Here is a 19,568-nt window from a genome sequence, read left to right as displayed (position 1 = left end):
GTTAGATTAAGCTTTATCATCAACGCAAAGCTTATTTCTTATACTATAAAACAACGAGCTATTAAGTAGGTGCTTATGGCAAAGCCAACATTACAACTGAGCGCAACAGCCTTTGCAAAACATAGCATAGTTGCTAGTTCAGAAATACCCAAGTCGATGTTTACACAAAAAAATATTTCTACTGATAAAACAACTGATGAACTTTCAACTATTAGCCCCGAAACGCTTGAATCTGTCGAATCATTAAGCTTTTCGCTTGCTGGGGTTATGTCCAATATAGCTAGAGTATTAGCTCAATTAAGCATAACTATTTTTACCTTACCTACTTATGAGAAAGGCTATAGCTTAATCAAAAAAAACGCCATAATTAAAGCTACAAAAATACTTAACAATGAAGGCAGCCATTTACTTGATGATTCAATTTGGTATCTTAGGCTCCGGTATTATGGTTAAATTGAATAAGCATAAAATCCTAGCGCCGTTTGACGGTAAACTAGTCCAAGTAAAAAATGCTGGTACCGAGTTTATTTTACAAACCAATAATGGTTTAAAAGTACTTTTGAACCTCTATGTTAAGCAAAGTCCCACGCTCCCGGAACACACTTACTTAGCGCAAATTAATACCAGCAAAATAACGCGCGGCCAACAGCTAGCCTATTTTGATCTTCGACAATTGAAACAGCCATTACTGGCAAGCCTCACTATTTTAAATGCCCTCAAAAACAGCAATGTTTTTTATTCACTAAATTATGTTGATGCGGGTGAGATATTTTATTAACGTTAACCAAGAAGTAAATTTATGATTACTCTATACGGCATCAGCAATTGCGACACCATAAAGAAAGCCAAGAAGTATTTAACTGATAAGAACCTTACTTTTAACTTTCATGATTATCGAAAAGATGGCATTACCTCAACACTACTTTTAGATTTTGCAGAGCATATTGATTGGCAAGAGCTTATTAATAAACGCGGCACCACTTATCGCAAGCTTTGTGATGAGCAAAAGAAAAACTTAGATAAAGATAGTGCATTAGCATTATTAGTTGAGCAACCTGCGATGATAAAACGTCCTGTGCTAGTTTATAATGATAGCTATCATTTAGGCTTTAAAGCAGACCAATACGATGAGATTTTTGCCTTATGAAAGACCCTGTTATTGAACTTGCTCAAGCATTAATTCAACGTCGCTCGATAACGCCAGAAGACGCAGGTTGCCAAGAATTGATAAATCAACGACTTGCAAAAAAAGGCTTTAATATAGAATCACTTTTTTTTACCGACACCCTTAACACTTGGGCCCGTAAAGGTGATAGATCGCCGCATTTTTGTTTTGCAGGCCACACCGATGTGGTGCCTACCGGCCCAGAGGCCAACTGGCAACATTCGCCATTTTCGGGTCTTATTAAAGATGGCATGTTACATGGACGCGGCGCCGCAGATATGAAAGGCTCATTAGCCGCCATGTTAATCGCAGCAGAGCGCTTTGTGGACAAAAATCCAGATCATAAAGGCTCTATTTCATTTTTGATCACTTCCGATGAAGAAGGCCCTTTTATAAATGGCACCACGCGGGTAATTGATACACTTGAAGCACGCGACGAAAAAATTGATATGTGCTTAGTAGGCGAACCTTCTTCACGTGACGTGCTCGCCGATGTAGTTAAAAATGGCCGCCGCGGTTCATTAACCGGCTTTTTAAAAGTTAACGGTATACAAGGCCACGTTGCTTATCCGCATTTAGCTAAAAATCCGATTCATTCAGCCACGCCAGCGCTGACCGAGCTTAGCCAAACAAGTTGGGATAATGGCAATGACTTTTTCCCCGCCACCAGCTTTCAAATATCAAATATCAATGGCGGAACAGGTGCAAGTAATGTGATACCTGGTGAACTTGAAGTACAGTTTAATTTTCGCTTTAGTACCGAAGTTACCCATGCACAGTTACAAAAAAGAGTGAACGACATTCTAGCTAAGTATGATTTTGACTATAGTCTTGATTGGATAGTCAATGGCCAGCCATTTATTACCGAAGGTGGTCCACTTATTGATGCCACGGTTGAAGCGATCAAAGCCGTAACCGGACGCGATACCGCGCTTGAAACCACCGGAGGGACTTCAGACGGCCGATTTATAGCGCAAACAGGTGCAAAAGTAATTGAGCTTGGCCCGCGCAACGACACTATTCATAAAGTTAATGAATGCGTAAGTTGTGATGACCTAGTTGCCCTTGCTGATATTTATGAACTAATTTTAGAGCGCCTTTTAACGTGAATGTAACGCCCTTAACATTAAAACAATTAGTAGCATGTGCTTGCGGGAAAAGCGAGCGACTGCTCGCCCCGTACCAAGGTCATAAGTTACATAAAGATATTATTAGTGATTTTAATTTGCTACAAAATGCCGCCCGCGAAGCCGGATTTCATATCGCGATCGCATCAAGCTTTAGGGATTTTAATCGCCAATCACTTATTTGGAATAACAAGTTTAATGCTAAGCGTGCAGTGCTTGATAAGCAGAATAAAGCCGTTGATTTAGCAGCTTTAAGCGACATTGAAAAATGTCACGCGATCATGCTGTACTCCGCTCTGCCTGGCGCGAGTCGTCACCATTTTGGTACTGACTTAGATATCTTCGACGCGGGCGCCGTGCCTGATGATTATAAGCTAAAGCTAGAAGCTGACGAATACCAAAAAAGCGGCCCTTTTGCACCGCTAACTAAATGGCTTGATGATAACCTTACTCAGTTTGGTTTTTATCGCCCTTACCAACATGACCTCGGTGGGGTTGCCCCAGAGCCTTGGCATATCAGCCATATTACAGAGTCGGAAAAGCTCGCAAAGCTATTAACTATAGAGGCATTAAAGTGTGCTATTTCTGACAGTGAGCTGTGCGGTAAAGAGAGTATTTTAGAACATTTACCGGCGCTTTATCAGCGTTATGTCGTAAACCTTAGCCCCGCATAATCAACGTTTTTGCGGTTGCTTAGCGAGTAAAAAAACCAACACCGCGCCAAGAATAACCACACTGGCAATAACAAAGCGCATGGTTAATTGCTCGCCTAAAAACAAAACGCCAGCAAGTGCAGCAAGTACCGGTACACACAGCTGTACTATCGCTGCTTGACTACTTTTTAAAAGTGGTAATGCAATATACCAAATACTGTAACCAACTCCAGATGCTAGCGCTCCAGAGGCACATGCTAATAATATACCTTGCCAATTAAGCTGTTCAATGCTGCTAAAACCAATAATTAGTAATAAAGGTAAGATCAACAAACTTCTGAAAAAGTTAAAAGATGTGGTTCTAAGTGGTGAGTCACAAACTTTACCCCGAATACTGTATATTCCCCATGCGACACCGCTTACAGACATTAACATAGCCGGAATAAATGATGGCACAGCAGCCGACGGTAGCATTAAATAAATAAACCCTAACAAAGCAATAATAAACGCAGTCCATTGTAGTGTAGATAAACGTTCTTTATTAACAATCCCCCAGCCAATCATGGTTAGCTGAACAGCGCAAAACAAAATCAGTGCACCCGTTCCTGTATCTAACTCCACATAAGCAATTGAAAAACACAAAGCATATACCACTAAGCTGATACTACTAAACCAACTTCCCCTATCACTTTGTGAATGCGCTACTGCAACCGGTACTTTTTTAGCTCTAACCAATAAAATAACAGCAAGACAAACAGCTGCGCTGAGTAACCTTATGGCAGTAAAATTCCACGCATCAATATAGCCTTGCGCTAATGCCATTCGACATAACAATGAATTTGCAGCAAATGCAACCAAAGCGAGCGTTGTATATAAAAAAGCTTTCAATATATAACCTTATTCAGGATTGTTAGTATTATTTAAATGCCGCCCCTAGCTTCGAGCCGCCGCTTACCTTTCAATAAAAACCAATATTTTTCAGCCAGTAGCCACTCAAGCAAGATTGATACAATTGTGAAAAGGCACCGGCTATTTTAAAGAATATTGCAACTACCATCTACATCATATCAATACAAAAAGTCGTTATGCATTTATTTCACTAAATTTATCATGGTAAAGGCTTTTTTAACCATTACAACCTACTCACCTGATCGTTATTACGTGCTCTGTAAACTTTTATCGTGCTCCCTACTTGAGTAGTTAACAATATTATTACACCACTTATCAAAGCCACATATTTACACGACTCATTAGTTGCAGTGATATTAGCCTAATTAGTTAGTCGGATAGACTACTAATCAGCCAATAACTCCCATCATGTTGCTACGTTTTTTTACAATCTTTATCAGCGTGTATTAATCAGGCTGTGCTATTATTTAAAAATAAACTATAAGGAGTTTTAAGTGCGAAAGCGTGTTGTTTTTGGGTTTTGTTTACTATTATTAAGTAACTTAAGCGGTTGCAGCACCGTAGGCTTTAGCGATTTATTTACTAATTATGCCAGCCAGCTTACCCCTGTCCGCCAAGCTATTACGAATAATCAGCTAAATACAGCAAAGCAATCTTTACCGACGAATAGTGAATCACACAGTAACTATTTACTCAATCAGCTTGAGCATGCGCGAGTTAACGACCTTAATGGCGATAAAAATGCACAAAGTCAATTTGAGTCGGTTTATCAACAGATGCAGGTTAAGCGTCAGAAAGCAAAAATACAACTTGGTAGCAGCCTAGAGCAAAGCAATGCGCTACTCACGAATGACTCTGTTATTGCTTATACGCCTGCACCTTACGAAATGAGTATGCTACACAGCTACAAAGCATTGAACTATGTTTATCAAAACGATATAGAAGGGGCTTTGGTTGAAGTACGTCGTGCAAATAAAGTGCAAACTGACGCTCTTAATGAAAACCAAGGAGCTATTGATGACGCGGTAAAAGCCGCGCAGCAGCAATACCCAGATATGGGCGCATTAATGAAAGACGTTAAAAATGGCTTTCAAAATGCATTCACGTTCTACCTTTCTGGCTTATTGTATGAAAGCAGTAAACAATATGATGACGCCTATATCGACTATAAAAAAGCTCTTGAAATAAACCCAGAAAACAGTTACCTGCAACAAACAATTTTACGTTTAGCCAAACGCCAAGGCTTTGACGATGATTATGCACAATTTGAAAAGCGTTTTGGTAAGTTAAAAAATACGGTAAATGGTCAAGGAGAGGTTATCGTATTAGTTGAACAAGGCTTAGTGCCAAAAAAAGAAGAGTTTACCCTTCGCTTACCTATATTTACATCCAAAGGCGATGCCCGTTTTTACAGCGTAGCCTTACCTGTTTATAAAAATACCCCGTACGCTGAAAAGTTTGACAAAATAGAGCTAGCCGAACAAACACTGCCGTTAAAACCGCTAGTACACATAGAGGCACTAGCAGCAAAAACTTTAGAAGAACAAACCCCTGCACGCGTATCGCGTCAAGTATTGCGCTTAGTAGCTAAAGAAAAAGTACGCGCTGAACTGGCTCGAAGCGGTGGTGATGTGGGGAATATTTTAGCCAACCTTTATAACCTTGCCTCAGAGCAAGCTGATACTCGTAGTTGGCTCACGCTACCAAATCAAATAAGCGTTGCTCGTAGCTTTGTAAGCGAAGGGGCGCACTCATTAACACTCGATGCCAAGCATAGCGTCGATTTTACGGTTAGTAAGCAAGGGTTAACCTTAATTTACCTAACCTCTATTAACAACTACTTTAACTCTCATGTAGTCCAGCTTTAGGAGCCGCTATGAAATACTTAGTGCCAATAATATCCGTTATAGTTTTATCCGCATGTGCAGGAAGACCAACAACTTCAGGTGTCGCGGTTGAACAAAATAGCAGCCAATACAATCAACAACTACGTGTTGATAACCCCGAATTAGGTGAGCGCTTAGCAATTACTGATGTTAAGACTCGTCAAAAAAATCAACTCACTGATGTTGTCGTGACCCTTGCAAGCGAATACAAAAAGTCACAATACTTACAGTACCAATTTACTTGGTATGACAGCGCGGGCTTTGTGATAAAAGGGAATCACTCACCGTGGCAAGCAATTACTCTATTCGGCTTTGCTAAAACCCAATTACCAGGTCTTGCTCCCACCTCAGAGGCAGTCACTTTTTCACTGGCGGTAAGAGAAGTATCAACAGAAGCACAAGAGTTTGAAGATTAAAGAACTAATTTAAGGAATCGCTATGAACACTATGATAAATAAAACATTAACAGTAAAAAAACTTACAAGCTACGCACTACTCGTCGGCTTAAGTGCACTCGCGTTAAGCGGTTGTGCTAACAAAGCCGTAGTGAGTTATGGCGATGCGCAAGCAGTGGAAACCACCGATATAAATTTTGGCTCTACCGACCTACAAAAAGTAGCCAGTCAAATGACAGACTCGTTACTTTCTTCTCCTGTGGTTGGCACTATGACAGCCAATTCTCGCCCTGTAGTATTTGTAGAGCGCATTAAGAATAAAACCAGTGAGCATATTGATACTGAATCAATTACTGATTCAATTTCAACTCAGTTATTACGTAGCGGTAAATTTCGTTTTGTTGATATGAGCCGAGTGGAAGCCGTTCGTGAACAACTTAACTTTCAAAACACTGATGCACTCGTAGATCCTTCAACAGCTGTTGCATTCGGTAATCAAATCGGCGCGCAGTATATGCTGTATGGAAACCTATCAAGCATTGTCAAATCCAATACAGATAAAGCCGATGTTTATTATAAATTTACCATGCGTTTAATGGATTTAAAAAGCGGCTTAGTTGAGTGGGCTGACGAAACTGAAATTCGCAAAACCCGTGAAAAATCAACCTTTGGTTGGTAATCAGCTAGGGAGGTTACAATGAAAGTACTTACTTTAGGGCTGCTTACTTTAGGAATGTGTACCACCCTACTTTTTTCCAGCCCAAGCTTTGCGGCTTATGAGCGAAATAAAGCAGTTCCTGTGCAACAAGTCTTGTTTGGTGAAATAAAATCAGTACGCGACATTACTGAACAAGAGCTTGTAGAAGACAAAAACAGCGGATGGAAAACCTTCGGTGGCGCCTTACTTGGCGGTGTTATCGGTAATCAGTTTGGCGGCGGCAGTGGGCGTACAGCTGCCACTATTTTAGGCTCAGTGCTAGGTGGCAGCATTGCATATAACCATCAGCAAGAGCAATATTATAATGAATATTATTTAGTAGAACTAATGATTGAAGTTGAAAACGGTGATCAGTTTATGGTGGTTCAGGAACGCGATAACAAAATGCGCTTTAGTACAGGGGATAATGTACGATTAGTCTATTTATCAGATAACACGGTGCGTGTGGATACGGCTTATTAACTTTTATTAATTACCGTATATTTAAGCCACAAAAAAGCGGGCTCACTTTTTTAAGTCAGCCCGCTTTTTATATTAATTAAACTTGTTTCATACCCAGTTTAATTAAAACTGTAAGCTTACATTTGCAAAGTATGCGTCATAACCAGAGTCATCCCAGTTGTTTCCGTAACCTGCTTTTAAACCAATATTGCGGTTAAAGTAATGTTGTGCACCAAAGCTGTAGTTATCTTCTTTATCAAAAGTAACGAATGCTGAAGTTGCTTTTGTAAAGTAGTAATTAGAACCTAGCTCCCAAGAACTACCAAAATCGTCAGTATCTGAAATAGTACCTTCTACCGTTAAGTAGTTGCCTTGTTTAAGATCCATGAAATATTTAGCGTTTACTGCACGGTAATCAAAATCATCGTCTGATGTTACTGTAAAACCGATATAATCTGTGCTGTTTAACTTATGGTTGTACGCAAGGTCAAATAACGCAAAGTCTTCGCCATCTTTATTTTCAACTAATGTTGCTTTCATTAATAGGTCAGGGTTGAAGAAGTAACCTGCTGAAATTTTATAAGCTTCGTTATTAGTACCGTAGTCTGAATTAGTGTATTCAGCGCCTACAACGAAATCTTTAACAAAATACTCACCGCCAACGGCCGTTGTATCACCGAAATCATCATCAGCATAAGAACCATATACATTTGTTTGTTTGTTTATGTATTCAAACTGGTCATAAGGACCTAGTGTTGATTTAGGCGAAAAGTAATATTTTGAATCAACACTTGCCGTGTCATTGCCATCAGTATCACTGTATCCTACGTGGCTGATAGAGTTATAGCTATCCGCAGCAGTCGCGGCGCCAGAAAGAAGAATACTCGAAATTATAACTGCTAACTTTTTCATAATTAGATTTCCCTATTTACATTGTTTCATCGCCATAGCCGATTGACTAGGACGCGCACATGCTACTCTGATCAAACTGAATGAAAACTTAACTAAGTGCATGTATTTTATTACTATTTTGTGATAAATTGTAAAAACCATGCAACTTAATTGTGAAACTTAAAAGAGAAGCCTCTAAATTGAATATGTTCTTTATATACAATACACCTCTTTAATACTGTCACTTGCTTATTCCCTCTTCTATACGGTTGGGTAGAATCCTTTTTTTAACCTAAGCTTCTAATTACTAAATCAGCTAAGGCTCCTAATAATTAGTACTTACAGCCTTCATTTACACAGCCCTTTAACCTAATAAACATCCTAACTAGGTTACTTCCTGTTTAAATATTTGGTTTTCCAATGTATGGCCATTTACTAATTGGCGGTAACGCCAACCTTCTCGATGGCAGTGCTGTAATAGGGATATATCAAAAACAGTTGTACTGTGCGTATACTCAATAACATATTCTTTCGCTTGGCTTTTATACACCTTACTTACGCCAGTAATACCTTGTAAGCTTTGTTCAACATTTGAATATTCTTCACTTAATAGCAGCGTCATATAATGCATATTTGTGGCTGTACTATTACTCTGCGTGGCATGCTCAGTCAGCTTACCTTTGTTTAAGTGAAGAACTTGGCCACATAATCGTTCAAGTTCAGTTAAATCATGAGAGCTAAGAATGAATGTTGCTTCATTACTTAAGTTCGACACTAATTGGCGTACTTCCCGTGCATGAATAGGATCTAGCCCCGCGGTTGCCTCATCAAGCATGACAATTTCAGGCTGACCGATTAAGGCTTGTGCGATTGTCGCACGCTTGCGCATACCATGAGATAAATCATCCGATCGCTGACTGGCAACATCTCGTAAACCAACTAGCTCTAACACCCTAAATGCTTCTATTTGACTCTGCTTTGTTGAAAGTCCTTGCAGTTGTCCGTAAAAACCTAATTGGTGGGCAATACTAAAACGTGGATCAAGTTGCGCATCTTGTGGTAATGCACTGAGCTTACCAAATAATGCGCTATGGCCTGCCCTCTTACCCATTATGCTTAACTCCCCCTTACTCGGTAATAGGTAGCCACACAACAAACTAAATAGTGTGGTTTTACCCGCCCCGTTGGGACCAACAAGCGCAACAGGCGCTCCTTTGTATATTTCAAAGTTGACTTGGTCAAGTGCTAACTTACTGCCATAGTATTTACTTAAACCATGGGCTTTTATTAATGTGCTCATAATGAACTCCTGGCAAATATCTGCTTTGCAACAGTTAGCATCACTGCAGTTTGTAATAGAGGCACACCTATACTTTTAAATAATCCTGCATTTTGTCCTGCCATTTGTTCAAATTGTACGCCCGGAAATATATAATCAAGTACCACTAAGGCGGGTATTTGCCAACTCAAGATACTGGCAATAATTCCCCCTGCGGTAAAAAACAACACCGCTAAGACAACACATAAACGCGCTGAGCGTGCGAAGGTATTAAATAGCGTCATTAAAGCAATAAACGGTAATACAGCAATTAATAAATAAAAGAACACCATCACACTACGACTAATACCACTGCCGAGTAAGGTCGGATCACGAAAGCCTAATACTGCTAAGGTTGCCACTAAAGTGATAATTAATAACAACGCAAGAATTAATACCTGCCCAAGAAAACGCCCGAATAGAATTTCACTACGTGTTGCTCTAAGTGATAAAAATCTCAGCGTACCGCGGACTTTGTCACCCACTATTTGATCACTACATAAAAATAAACAAAAACTAGGAAAACTATATAAAGCGATTAACCAATACATGGCAAGTTCGGCTTCAGGCCAATCAAAAAGCTTACTAAGCCCAATAGCCCCTAATAAATTATGCGCTAATTCCGCCAAATCTGGTGAACTCATAAAGTTGACAGCTTCACCAATGGGGTAACGTAAAATTAATAGCCAACACAGCGTAAATGCAGCAACGGCAAGTAAACCGCGTTTAGTTAAAAATAACCGTGACAGCTCAAACTGAATAATACTCAATAATCGCTGTGGATTTAGTTGTGTCATAGCTGTTCCTTAAAAAATACATTTCATCTTCTTACACTAAGTGCAAACGCCTTGAATTACTAGCAAAAAACCTACATAGAAACAGTTTATTAAATGATTTAGCCAGCAGTAATTGCTATTTATAAATATTGTTTATAGGTACTTAACGCTTGGCTTAAATCGGCAATTAAGTCTTCAACATCTTCAAGACCGATATGTAAACGGATCACCGGTCCTAGCTGCCAACCGGTAGTTGGGCGCTGCCCTTTCATTGTCAGATTCGCAGTTACTAAGCTCTCGAAACCACCCCATGAGAAGCCCATTTTAAAGTGCGTTAAGCCATCTAAAAAGGCATCAATGGCTTGCTGGTTGCCTTCTTTCATTACAAATGAAAATAAGCCATTACTACCATCGAAGTCACGTTTAAAAAACTCATGTCCTGGGCAAGTCTCAAATGCAGGATGGCGAATATGATCAACCAATGGATGCTGTTCAAGCCACTTAGCGACTTCGATCGCCGCTTTTTCATGTTGATTTAAGCGTACAGCCATAGTGCGTAGGCCTCGAAGCGCTAAATACGCATCATCAGCAGACGTACACTGCCCTAGTAAATATGAATTTTCACGAAGCACTGGCCAATATTTTTTATTAGCTACAGCCGCTCCCATCATGACATCTGAATGACCGACGATGTATTTGGTTGCTGCTTGAATGCTGATATCTACACCGTGTTCAAGTGGGCGAAAATGTAAACCATTGCCGTAAGTGTTATCAAGCATGGTTATCACACTTTGCTCTTTTACCGCATTAACCATAGCCGGCACATCTTGAACTTCCATGGTAATAGAGCCTGGAGATTCTAAAAACAATACCCGTGTGTTGTCCTTTATATAATCGCTAATATCAGCGCCGATACTTGGCGGGTAATAGGTGGTTTCAATGCCAAGTCCGGCTAAAATTTTGTTGCAAAACTCGCGGGTCGGTTCATAGACGTTATCAACCATTAATAGATGATCGCCGGCTTTTAAAAAACATAATAAGGCACTACTAATAGCGGCCGCACCACAAGGGTAAAGCGCACAGCCTTCACCGCCTTCTAATTCAGTAATCGCTTCTTGTAGTGCAAAGTGTGTCGTTGTGCCGCGACGACCATAAAAAAGTGTTTTATCACCACGCGTTTTTCCGGCTTCTTTTAGTTCAGCGACGGAATCAAATACAATTGTCGATGCGCGTTGCACAACCGGGTTAACAACGCCATGGGTATACTTTTTACTGCGCCCTGCGCTCACTAACTGCGTATTTTTTTTACTGTTGCTCGTCATTATTAATCCTTAAAATCGTTCATTAATCTTGTAAGTTACGCCAATGATCAATTAAATAGCGTGAAATAGAATCTGTTCTGGGTAACTTTAAGTGCTCGCCTTCATCATGCCAGTCACCACTTTTATTAAGATCTTCACGGCTAAACCAAAGGGCGTCATCTATTTCATCTTTATCGACTTGAATATGATCTGTAGTGGCGTTTGCAAAAAAGCCTAACATAATCGATGAGGGAAACGGCCATGGTTGGGAGGCTACATATTGCACATTATCAACCGTAATACCGGCTTCTTCCATTACTTCACGGGCTACGGCCTGCTCAAGGGTTTCACCAGGATCAACAAAACCCGCTAAAGAAGAATACATGCCAACAGGCCACGCTGCTTGGCGCCCCAATAAACAACGTTCAACGCCATCAGCAAAGGTACGAGTTACCACCATGATAACCGCAGGATCGGTTCGTGGAAAAGTTTGATGTAAGCACATTGAGTTTGTACATAACCGTGAGTGGCCTGCCTCAATCAAGCGGTTCTCGGCGCCGCAACGGCCACAGAAACGGTGAGTTGCATGCCAATAACATAAGCCGCGCGCTAATGCGGCCATTGACCCTTGTTTTATTTCAATATTCACACCATGGCGGCGAATATCAATAAATTCACGCTCAGCAATCAGTGGCTTTAAACTATAATCATTAAGCTCACTTACATCTAATGAAAAGTGACTGACCTGATGCTCATCTAAACCTAAAAAAATAGCATTACTTAAATCAAGATGCTTGATTTGACTATACTTTAAAAACGAAATGGCAAAATTGTTTAAATCAAATAAGGTATGGTTGTTATTAATTAATAACCAACGACTTTGCTCGTTTACTTGCGATGCTAACCAATTAGCATCTTTGCGTTGGTTTGAGGCGCGGTTTAAGGCCATATTGCTATAGTGAAGCATGCACATCCTCTTTTATTTCTAGATGGCTAAAACTACCACAAGCCTAGCATAAACCCAATTTATTACTGACATTAAAACAGACATAAAAAAAGCCCAAAGGGCTTTAATCACATCATAAATTTAAACCGTTATCGGTCAGTTAAATACGCCTGTAACTTTTGGTTTTCTGACTCAATATGTTGATAAAAATCAATATCTGCAAGCTTGCTCGCAGCCGCTTTATCTATAACAATGACCGCATCCTGGTGTAATTGTAAAGCGGAAGCAGGACAAGCTGCCATTAGAGGGCCTTCAATCATGGCATGAACTGCATCAGCTTTATTTTTGCCAGTAGCCAGTAACACCACTTTTGTTGCTTCTAAAATCGTCCCAATCCCCATCGTAATCGATAAGTGTGGCTGGTATTCATCGGCTTTAAAAAAACGCGCATTGTCATCAATTGTAGCTTTTGTCAGCGTTTTTACACGGGTACGCGAACGTAAACCTGAAGATGGCTCATTAAAACCAATATGACCGTTACGCCCAATTCCTAATAGTTGAACGTCAATGCCACCCGCTTGAGCTATTTTTTGTTCGTATTGCTCGCATGCTTGAACTGGGTTTTTAGCGTCACCTTCCGGTACGAAGGTGTTATCTTTATTGATATCAACAAAGTCAAATAATTGCTTATTCATAAAATAGCGGTAACTTTGTGGGTGCTGGCCTGTTAAACCTAAATATTCATCTAAATTAAATGAAGTAGCTTGGCTAAATGTAATATCGCCTGCGTTGCTCTTTGCAATGAGCTGTTGATATAACGCAACAGGCGTTGAGCCAGTGGCTAAACCTAATACAGAGGTTGGCTTTTTTTGTAATTGTGTTGCGAAAATATTCGCGCCGTATGATGCTACTTCTGCTGCATCATTTAAAATAACTATTTGCATATATAATCGCTCACATTAATAGTTGATTAAAAATGGGATCTAAGCCCAATTCCATGTGCAATCGAATTGGAGCTTAGATCAAACTAAACCAGATACGAAAGTTTAGTCAACACCATTATGACAACGCTGTCATAATCTCCGATTTAATTGTACTTGTAAAGTAAAAGTGAATTATCTTTCACTTTTTTAATAAATGGGTATATCTATTTTATACCAATATAACCATTACACACTGACGAATATTTTTCTTTTATACATTCAGCGTAATAACTGTATTGCACTGCAACTGCATCAATAACAACACTAAACACGCTCAGGCTGATATATCCCCAATCGACTAACTCACATACTGCTAATACTTTAGCGCTCCAAACAACGGTGACAACCGCGAAATAACTTGTCCACAGCTCTTTATTGACTGGAAGCCGAAAATCCCAGAGCGAGCCAAAATAAACTCTCAAAACGCCTGAAGAAAATATTATAGCGAACCTTTACGCCACCTATTTGGTTTCCTCTGGGTATTAACTGACCAGCAAACGCACCGATCCTAGCATTAATAATAGCGAGTAAAATGGATATCACACCTTTTGGGTAAACCAGTGTATTTTTATAACTAATACCCGATAAAAAGTATTAATCAAACGATGCCTTCCAACTTCCTGTTGCACTTAAATCCTCAGTGCTACCAGCCGGTATCGCAATAAACACAGCAAAACTTAATAACCTACAACTAGCCCAAGAGCAGTCGCAATTTACGTGTTTTACGATAATATATTTTGCGTTCAATCTATCGACTTAAGCGCAAGATCTATAGCCATATCCGATACACGACGTTTTTCAGGAACAGGCTAAGTTGCTAGCCCACCAATATACGTTTTTGTGACATATTGATGCTCATCTAGCACCACAAAATCAGCGTCAAAGCCGTCGATTAAACGACCTTTTTTGACCAAACTTAAATATTGTGCCGGATAAAGCGCAGCCATACGTAAGCTTTCACCTAAACTAATGTCTAGGGTGTTTACCGAATTGCGTACGGCACTTGCCATATCAAGTACACTACCGGCAAGCTCTCCGGTGCTCGAATTGAGTCTACCGCCAGTACGAATTACTTTACGGCCATCAAAAAAATCAAATTCCATGTCATCAGTGCCTACTGGTGGCATAGCATCCGTTACAAGCATAATTTTACCGCGCTGCTTGGTACGAATAGCTAATTTAGCGGACAGGGCATGAACATGATGGCCATCTACAATTAAGCCACACCAGCTGTTATCGTGCCAAAGTGCTGCGCCTACCACACCCGGTTCGCGAGACGTGAACGGTGACATGGCATTATATAAATGTGTAAAACCATCAGCACCTGCGTTAAGTGCTGCCATAGTGGTCGCATAATCAGCATTTGTATGACCAATTGAGACTTTTACGCCACAGGAAACTAAACGAGCTATATCAGCAACACTGACCGTTTCAGGTGCTAATGTGACCATTTTTATACCTAAATCTTGACGTGCATAAATGGCAAATTCTTGCTCGCTAATCGGGCGAATAAATTGCTCACTGTGCGTGCCCTTCTTTGGTAATGATAAATGTGGGCCTTCAAAATGAATCCCTAACACACCAGGAGTACCTTCGCTAATTGCTTTTGAGGTTGCATCAGCCGCCGCTTGCATAGTTTCAACTTTATCGGTGATAAGCGTTGGCATTAATGCAGTTGAGCCAAACTGGCCGTGAGCCTTAACAATTTTATCCAAACATTCAGGGCTTTGCTCAGCATTAAAAAATGCACCACCGCCACCATTAACTTGTACATCAATAAAGCCGGGAGCAACTAAGCCGTCAAGTTCGGTGATATTTTCATCCGTTGAACTTTCTAAATTAAACACACCATTTTCAACACTAAATAAGGCGTTGTCGATAAAATCTTCTGCGGTAAACAACTGCTTAGCACGGTAAAAAGTTTTCATTATGCAGTAACCTCTTGATATTGTTTAAGCACTGACTGTTGAGCAAAATAAATAGCGCCCATCTCGGGTGGCTGAACAGGAGGCTTAACCAACTTTACTATTTTCGGATCAAGCCATTTACTTAACGGCTCAGCTAACCCACCGATTATTGATAAACGCGGTGGTTTAATTTCTAATAGACGTTCTGATAATTGATTAATATAATCAGCGCCTTCTTTAACTATTGCTAATGCAATCAAGTCATTTTTTTCTGCGGTTTCAAATACTATGCGTGCTAGTTTGGCATAACTGCTCGATGGCTGCCCGGCCATTTTTTCGGCAATTTCCATGGCACTATTAACCTCAAAGTGGTTTTTAAAGGTCTCTGTCATAGCTGTTTTTGGCCCTAAACCATCTAGTTCTACAAGCACCGCCTTAATCGCTTCAAGGCCCATCCAAGCACCACTGCCTTTATCGCCTAACGCAAAGCCATGACCACCATAGTTAACCGACTTACCCTTTACACATGAAAACCCACATGATCCAGTGCCTGTAATAATAACAGCACCATCACCACCGTCATGCGCACCTATACAAGCTGTATGTAAGTCAGTGGTTAAAAAAAGTTGCTTAAATGGATGATCCCACTCATTAATTTTGTCATATAAATTAGGTAAGTTTACCCCAGCCAAGCCAAGACCGGCATACATTTGGTGCACCCTATCTAACTTTAATCCTGCATCACGCATGGCCAATTGTGTCGATACCATAATCGACTCTAATGTGCGGTCTAAACCATGTAATGGATTCGCGGGACCGCCAAGACCTGTTCCTAATACCCCGTGTTGTTTTGAGTATATAGTTGCACGGCACTTTGTTCCGCCTCCATCGATACCAATAAACAATTGGTCCTCATTCTTAGCCATCATGTAACGACCTCTAACCTTCGTTTGTATTTGTATTTAACAACATTTAATTCTTATTATCTGAATGCGGTATTCCCTAACCACGGCGAGTTAATGTTACACAAAAAATGACAGCGTTGTCATTTATTTTTCAATAAAATACATCCCTCGTTTTTATTAAACTTTAACGCATTGAAATATTTATCAATTATTATTCTTAAAAATTTAGCCAAGGGCTTAAAAACACGTATTTTATATTCAAATCACGTCATATTAGCCAATTTTAGTTTCTTTTTCAAAAACACCTTGGTCAATTAACCAACCAAGCTTACCTAAAATAATAATTTAGTAAAGATCTAAGGTGAGTAGTGGAATATGTTTTCTAGCGACTTTCCAAAAACCGCTGCAATTTTAAATGCCACTTCTAATGAAGGAGAATATCTAGCAGCTTCTATTGCAGCAATTGTTTGCCGCGTTACCCCTACATGATCTGCTAATTGCTGCTGAGTCATTCCATCATGGTGAAATCGCAGGGTTCTAATTGTATTTGTGATTGCTAACTTTGCCATTTTAACCTCTATGCAATAACCATGTTTCTACAGCAGCGCCAATCACTTCACTCAATAATGCAGCTATAACTAACTGATGCACCGGGCTCATTGGTATTGGGTACACTGAGTCAACCAATATAGCAAAAACAGTATTTACAACGCCGAGTTGTAAAATAAACAAGCTCACACTTTTAGCCTTTAACGCTATTGCTTGCTCACGCTCATCTTTGAGCTGCTTAGCATATTTAGAATTAAAAGCAGCTAAAATACTATGCATAACAACAAGCATTACTAGCGTTTGGATAACCAATTTTATAATTAAACCGCTCGCAAGTGTTGGATCCATCTGCGCTTCAGGGCTCATTGATAATACAGCTTGTAAATAATTAAACAGCACTATTAACGTTATACCGGCTTCTAATAACCGTGTTTTTTGTGTGTAACTCATTATTGTGGCCTCTAGTGCAAAGTATTTCGGACTTAATGTTAAAAATAACTAACATAGAAACTATAGAAACACACATTAACAATGTCAAATAAAATTAACATTGAGTTAAGTTTTATTTGCATTGCTATTTTACAATAACAATGAATCGTCAATACAGTGAAATTGCGCTGCGCTTTGTTTAAGCGCATCGGCAGTGAGCCTATCCGCTCCGTATACCTCGCCAGGAACATTATACTCATGCTGCAAATGACCAAGTAATAAAGCAAAATCTCCATCACCTGAGAGTAAAATCACTTTATCTAACTTTTTACCCTGCTCTAGCATATCAATGGTAATACCGACATCCCAATCCCCTTTCGCACTGCCATCACGGCGCTGTATAAAAGGCTTGAGCTTCACTTCAAAGCCTATTGCACGCAAAATATTTTGAAACTGGCTTTGCTTTTCATCTCCGCGATAAATAGCATACGCGAATGCACATTCAATTTGGTTTTCTGCGCTTACTTTGGCCCAAAAAGCGTTGTAGTCAAAGTTTTTACCGTAGGTTTCACGGCAGGTATAATAAATATTTTGTACATCGACAAAAATACCAACTCGAGGCTTATTAAGCGGCTGGCTGTCAATTGCTGGGTTCGCTGGCATTACTTTGTTGTTCCTTTTAAGAGCCTAAATTAAAGCGTTAAATTCACTTTCAACTACTTTAACATAGTTACCCGGCTTGATTTTTTATTCTTTGTAACCTAAATTAGTTACATATCAACTTGTAACCGTATTTAGTTACATGTATAAGTGTAACTTAATACGATTACTTAAAACTAGGTAAAACTATGATTGCAGTTATAACAGGCGATGTGATCAAATCACAGAGTATTCCCAAACAACAATACGATGCCATGCTATATCAGCTTGATCAAAGCCTGCGCAATATTGATCAGCGTTTTGATGCAAAAAGTAACCTTTACCGAGGAGACGAATTCCAATTACAACTTAATCAAAGTGAACACCTCTGTACTGTAGCACTACTGCTTTATTTACAAATAAAAGCAGCAGGCTATGAGGTTAGACAAAGCTTAGCAATGGGTAATATTGATAACGCCCGAGCCGATATAAAAACCGCGACTGGCTCTGCTTTTACTTTATCTGGCCAACATTTAGATGAAATGAATTCAAAACGGTTGGTGCTCAATATTGCTAAGCAACAAGTTAACCCTGGTTTAAAGTTAAATATTGCCTTTGTTGAAGTGTTACTAAGTAAAATGAGTCAAAAGCAAGCCAATGCCTTATTTGTGTATTTAACAGCTGAAAACAAGCTACATAGTGAACTGGCCAAACAACTTAAAACTAGTCGAGAAAATGTCACTAAACTACTTAATCTTGCTCACTACCAGTTAATTGAAAGCTTTTTAACTTACGCAGAATACACGCTCCGCGAATATATTAAGGGCGCCTCTGCATGACATTTACTTTATTACTTGTTGCCTTATTTATAGGCCATATTTTAGCTGATTTTTATTGGCAACCGATGGGCTGGGTTAATAATCGTAACACGCAGCATTTTAGGGCACATAAGCTTTATTTACATGTGTTAGTGCATGGTCTAACTAGTGCAGTAATCATCGCGGGTTGGGAGTATTATTATGGTTGGCAAGACTGTATTCGAATTGCCTATGCAAGCCTGATTATAATGATCACCCATTACTTTATCGACCTTGCAAAATCCTATTCAAACAAGGGGGTTATACCCTTCATACTTGACCAACTGGCACACTGTCTAATTTTATTATTAGTCACAGTTTGGTTAACTGACAACACTGAACTTTTTACTCATATAGGGCAGTTGTTTTTAGCACCAAACACTTTATGGGTGCTATGTGGCTACTTATTAATACTTAATCCTAGTGCCGTATTTATCCGTATGATGCTAGAGCGGATAACATCAGGGTTTAGCACTACCGGCAGTTTACCCGCAGCAGGGCAAAGTATAGGCATGCTAGAGCGTGTGCTGATGTTGAGCTTTATTTTACTCGACCAATTTGCCGGTGTCGGGTTTTTATTAGCAGCTAAGTCAGTTTTTAGATTTGGTGACTTAAGCGCCAGTAAAGACAAAAAACTTACTGAATATGTGATGTTAGGCACATTATTAAGTGTCACTGTAACGTTATTTATAGGACTGGCTGTAAGCTATTTAGCTAAAAATTAAATAAAGTGATATAGATACAAAAAAACGCGTCAATTGACGCGTTTTTTT

At 39.6% G+C, this 19,568-nt stretch carries 24 protein-coding genes; 11 read left to right on the top strand and 13 right to left on the bottom strand.

What is annotated here, in order from left to right:
* Positions 1-75: 75 nt before the first annotated feature.
* The 5 genes from ACT3RM_RS04410 to ACT3RM_RS04390 are packed head-to-tail and all read left to right on the top strand — an operon-like array spanning position 76 to position 2,966.
* Positions 76-453, top strand: a complete 378-nt coding sequence (locus ACT3RM_RS04410; RefSeq protein WP_441836243.1) for an ACT domain-containing protein — start codon at positions 76-78, stop codon at positions 451-453.
* Positions 446-778: a PTS glucose transporter subunit IIA gene (locus ACT3RM_RS04405; RefSeq protein ID WP_441836244.1), complete on the top strand. Its 333-nt coding sequence runs from the start codon at positions 446-448 to the stop codon at positions 776-778. The genes ACT3RM_RS04410 and ACT3RM_RS04405 overlap by 8 nt, the downstream gene beginning before the upstream one ends.
* Before the next feature lie 21 nt (positions 779-799).
* Positions 800-1,147 carry an ArsC family reductase gene (locus tag ACT3RM_RS04400; protein ID WP_441836245.1) on the top strand — a complete coding sequence of 116 codons (348 nt, stop codon included), beginning with the start codon at positions 800-802 and terminating at the stop codon, positions 1,145-1,147.
* Entirely contained in the window at positions 1,144-2,274 is a 1,131-nt protein-coding gene (gene dapE, locus ACT3RM_RS04395) for a succinyl-diaminopimelate desuccinylase (RefSeq protein ID WP_441836246.1), read from the top strand. Before ACT3RM_RS04400 ends, dapE begins: the two co-directional genes overlap by 4 nt.
* Positions 2,271-2,966 (top strand): M15 family metallopeptidase, encoded by a 696-nt coding sequence (locus ACT3RM_RS04390; protein WP_441836247.1) that lies wholly within the window; start codon positions 2,271-2,273, stop codon positions 2,964-2,966. The genes dapE and ACT3RM_RS04390 overlap by 4 nt, the downstream gene beginning before the upstream one ends.
* On the opposite strand, the gene ACT3RM_RS04385 is transcribed toward ACT3RM_RS04390, so the two are convergent.
* Positions 2,967-3,833: a DMT family transporter gene (locus ACT3RM_RS04385; protein WP_441836248.1), complete on the bottom strand. Its 867-nt coding sequence runs from the start codon at positions 3,831-3,833 to the stop codon at positions 2,967-2,969.
* A 515-nt stretch (positions 3,834-4,348) separates the two neighbouring features.
* On the opposite strand from ACT3RM_RS04385, the gene ACT3RM_RS04380 reads away from it, so the two are divergent.
* From ACT3RM_RS04380 to ACT3RM_RS04365, 4 genes are read left to right on the top strand one after another with little or no spacing between them, the layout of a single operon-like run.
* Positions 4,349-5,722, top strand: a complete 1,374-nt coding sequence (locus ACT3RM_RS04380) for a COG3014 family protein (RefSeq protein ID WP_441836249.1) — start codon at positions 4,349-4,351, stop codon at positions 5,720-5,722.
* A gap of 8 nt (positions 5,723-5,730) precedes the next feature.
* Positions 5,731-6,156 (top strand): YcfL family protein, encoded by a 426-nt coding sequence (locus tag ACT3RM_RS04375; protein ID WP_441836250.1) that lies wholly within the window; start codon positions 5,731-5,733, stop codon positions 6,154-6,156.
* Positions 6,157-6,187: 31 nt separating this feature from the next.
* Positions 6,188-6,814: a penicillin-binding protein activator LpoB gene (gene lpoB / locus ACT3RM_RS04370; RefSeq protein WP_441836253.1), complete on the top strand. Its 627-nt coding sequence runs from the start codon at positions 6,188-6,190 to the stop codon at positions 6,812-6,814.
* Positions 6,815-6,832: 18 nt separating this feature from the next.
* The gene (locus ACT3RM_RS04365) at positions 6,833-7,315 is read left to right on the top strand and encodes a glycine zipper 2TM domain-containing protein (protein WP_441836251.1); all 483 of its coding nucleotides are present in this window, start codon (positions 6,833-6,835) and stop codon (positions 7,313-7,315) included.
* Positions 7,316-7,417: 102 nt separating this feature from the next.
* On the opposite strand, the gene ACT3RM_RS04360 is transcribed toward ACT3RM_RS04365, so the two are convergent.
* The 12 genes from ACT3RM_RS04360 to ACT3RM_RS04305 form a co-directional block, all read right to left on the bottom strand.
* Complete coding sequence (locus tag ACT3RM_RS04360; protein WP_441994565.1) at positions 7,418-8,206, bottom strand: putative porin; 789 nt, start codon at positions 8,204-8,206, stop codon at positions 7,418-7,420.
* Positions 8,207-8,570: 364 nt separating this feature from the next.
* Positions 8,571-9,485 carry an ABC transporter ATP-binding protein gene (locus ACT3RM_RS04355; RefSeq protein ID WP_441994566.1) on the bottom strand — a complete coding sequence of 305 codons (915 nt, stop codon included), beginning with the start codon at positions 9,483-9,485 and terminating at the stop codon, positions 8,571-8,573.
* Positions 9,482-10,300 (bottom strand): ABC transporter permease subunit, encoded by an 819-nt coding sequence (locus ACT3RM_RS04350; RefSeq protein ID WP_441834992.1) that lies wholly within the window; start codon positions 10,298-10,300, stop codon positions 9,482-9,484. Before ACT3RM_RS04350 ends, ACT3RM_RS04355 begins: the two co-directional genes overlap by 4 nt.
* 119 nt (positions 10,301-10,419) lie before the next feature.
* The gene (locus ACT3RM_RS04345; protein ID WP_441834993.1) at positions 10,420-11,601 is read right to left on the bottom strand and encodes a cystathionine beta-lyase; all 1,182 of its coding nucleotides are present in this window, start codon (positions 11,599-11,601) and stop codon (positions 10,420-10,422) included.
* 22 nt (positions 11,602-11,623) lie between these two features.
* The gene (gene nudC / locus ACT3RM_RS04340) at positions 11,624-12,547 is read right to left on the bottom strand and encodes an NAD(+) diphosphatase (RefSeq protein WP_441834994.1); all 924 of its coding nucleotides are present in this window, start codon (positions 12,545-12,547) and stop codon (positions 11,624-11,626) included.
* Positions 12,548-12,675: 128 nt separating this feature from the next.
* The gene (nagB, locus tag ACT3RM_RS04335) at positions 12,676-13,470 is read right to left on the bottom strand and encodes a glucosamine-6-phosphate deaminase (RefSeq protein WP_441834995.1); all 795 of its coding nucleotides are present in this window, start codon (positions 13,468-13,470) and stop codon (positions 12,676-12,678) included.
* 203 nt (positions 13,471-13,673) lie between these two features.
* Entirely contained in the window at positions 13,674-13,931 is a 258-nt protein-coding gene (locus tag ACT3RM_RS04330; protein ID WP_441834996.1) for a hypothetical protein, read from the bottom strand.
* Between the two features lie 387 nt (positions 13,932-14,318).
* Positions 14,319-15,437, bottom strand: coding sequence for an N-acetylglucosamine-6-phosphate deacetylase (gene nagA / locus ACT3RM_RS04325; protein WP_441834997.1), 1,119 nt, complete (start codon positions 15,435-15,437; stop codon positions 14,319-14,321).
* Positions 15,437-16,345 (bottom strand): N-acetylglucosamine kinase, encoded by a 909-nt coding sequence (nagK, locus tag ACT3RM_RS04320; RefSeq protein ID WP_441834998.1) that lies wholly within the window; start codon positions 16,343-16,345, stop codon positions 15,437-15,439. The genes nagA and nagK overlap by 1 nt, the downstream gene beginning before the upstream one ends.
* 332 nt (positions 16,346-16,677) lie before the next feature.
* Complete coding sequence (locus ACT3RM_RS04315) at positions 16,678-16,890, bottom strand: helix-turn-helix transcriptional regulator (RefSeq protein WP_441834999.1); 213 nt, start codon at positions 16,888-16,890, stop codon at positions 16,678-16,680.
* Between the two features lies 1 nt (position 16,891).
* The gene (locus tag ACT3RM_RS04310) at positions 16,892-17,320 is read right to left on the bottom strand and encodes a hypothetical protein (RefSeq protein WP_441835000.1); all 429 of its coding nucleotides are present in this window, start codon (positions 17,318-17,320) and stop codon (positions 16,892-16,894) included.
* 129 nt (positions 17,321-17,449) lie between these two features.
* Positions 17,450-17,962, bottom strand: a complete 513-nt coding sequence (locus ACT3RM_RS04305) for a LabA-like NYN domain-containing protein (protein ID WP_441835001.1) — start codon at positions 17,960-17,962, stop codon at positions 17,450-17,452.
* Positions 17,963-18,147: 185 nt separating this feature from the next.
* On the opposite strand from ACT3RM_RS04305, the gene ACT3RM_RS04300 reads away from it, so the two are divergent.
* Both ACT3RM_RS04300 and ACT3RM_RS04295 read left to right on the top strand, forming a co-directional pair.
* Entirely contained in the window at positions 18,148-18,777 is a 630-nt protein-coding gene (locus ACT3RM_RS04300) for a hypothetical protein (protein ID WP_441835002.1), read from the top strand.
* Positions 18,774-19,520 carry a DUF3307 domain-containing protein gene (locus ACT3RM_RS04295; protein ID WP_441835003.1) on the top strand — a complete coding sequence of 249 codons (747 nt, stop codon included), beginning with the start codon at positions 18,774-18,776 and terminating at the stop codon, positions 19,518-19,520. Before ACT3RM_RS04300 ends, ACT3RM_RS04295 begins: the two co-directional genes overlap by 4 nt.
* The last annotated feature ends 48 nt before the right edge of the window (positions 19,521-19,568 follow it).

It is taken from the genome of Pseudoalteromonas sp. AOP7-A1-14 (assembly GCF_052376275.1).
In the GTDB taxonomy this organism is placed as follows: Bacteria; Pseudomonadota; Gammaproteobacteria; order Enterobacterales; family Alteromonadaceae; genus Pseudoalteromonas.
This window is presented reverse-complemented; position numbering and strand designations above follow the sequence as displayed.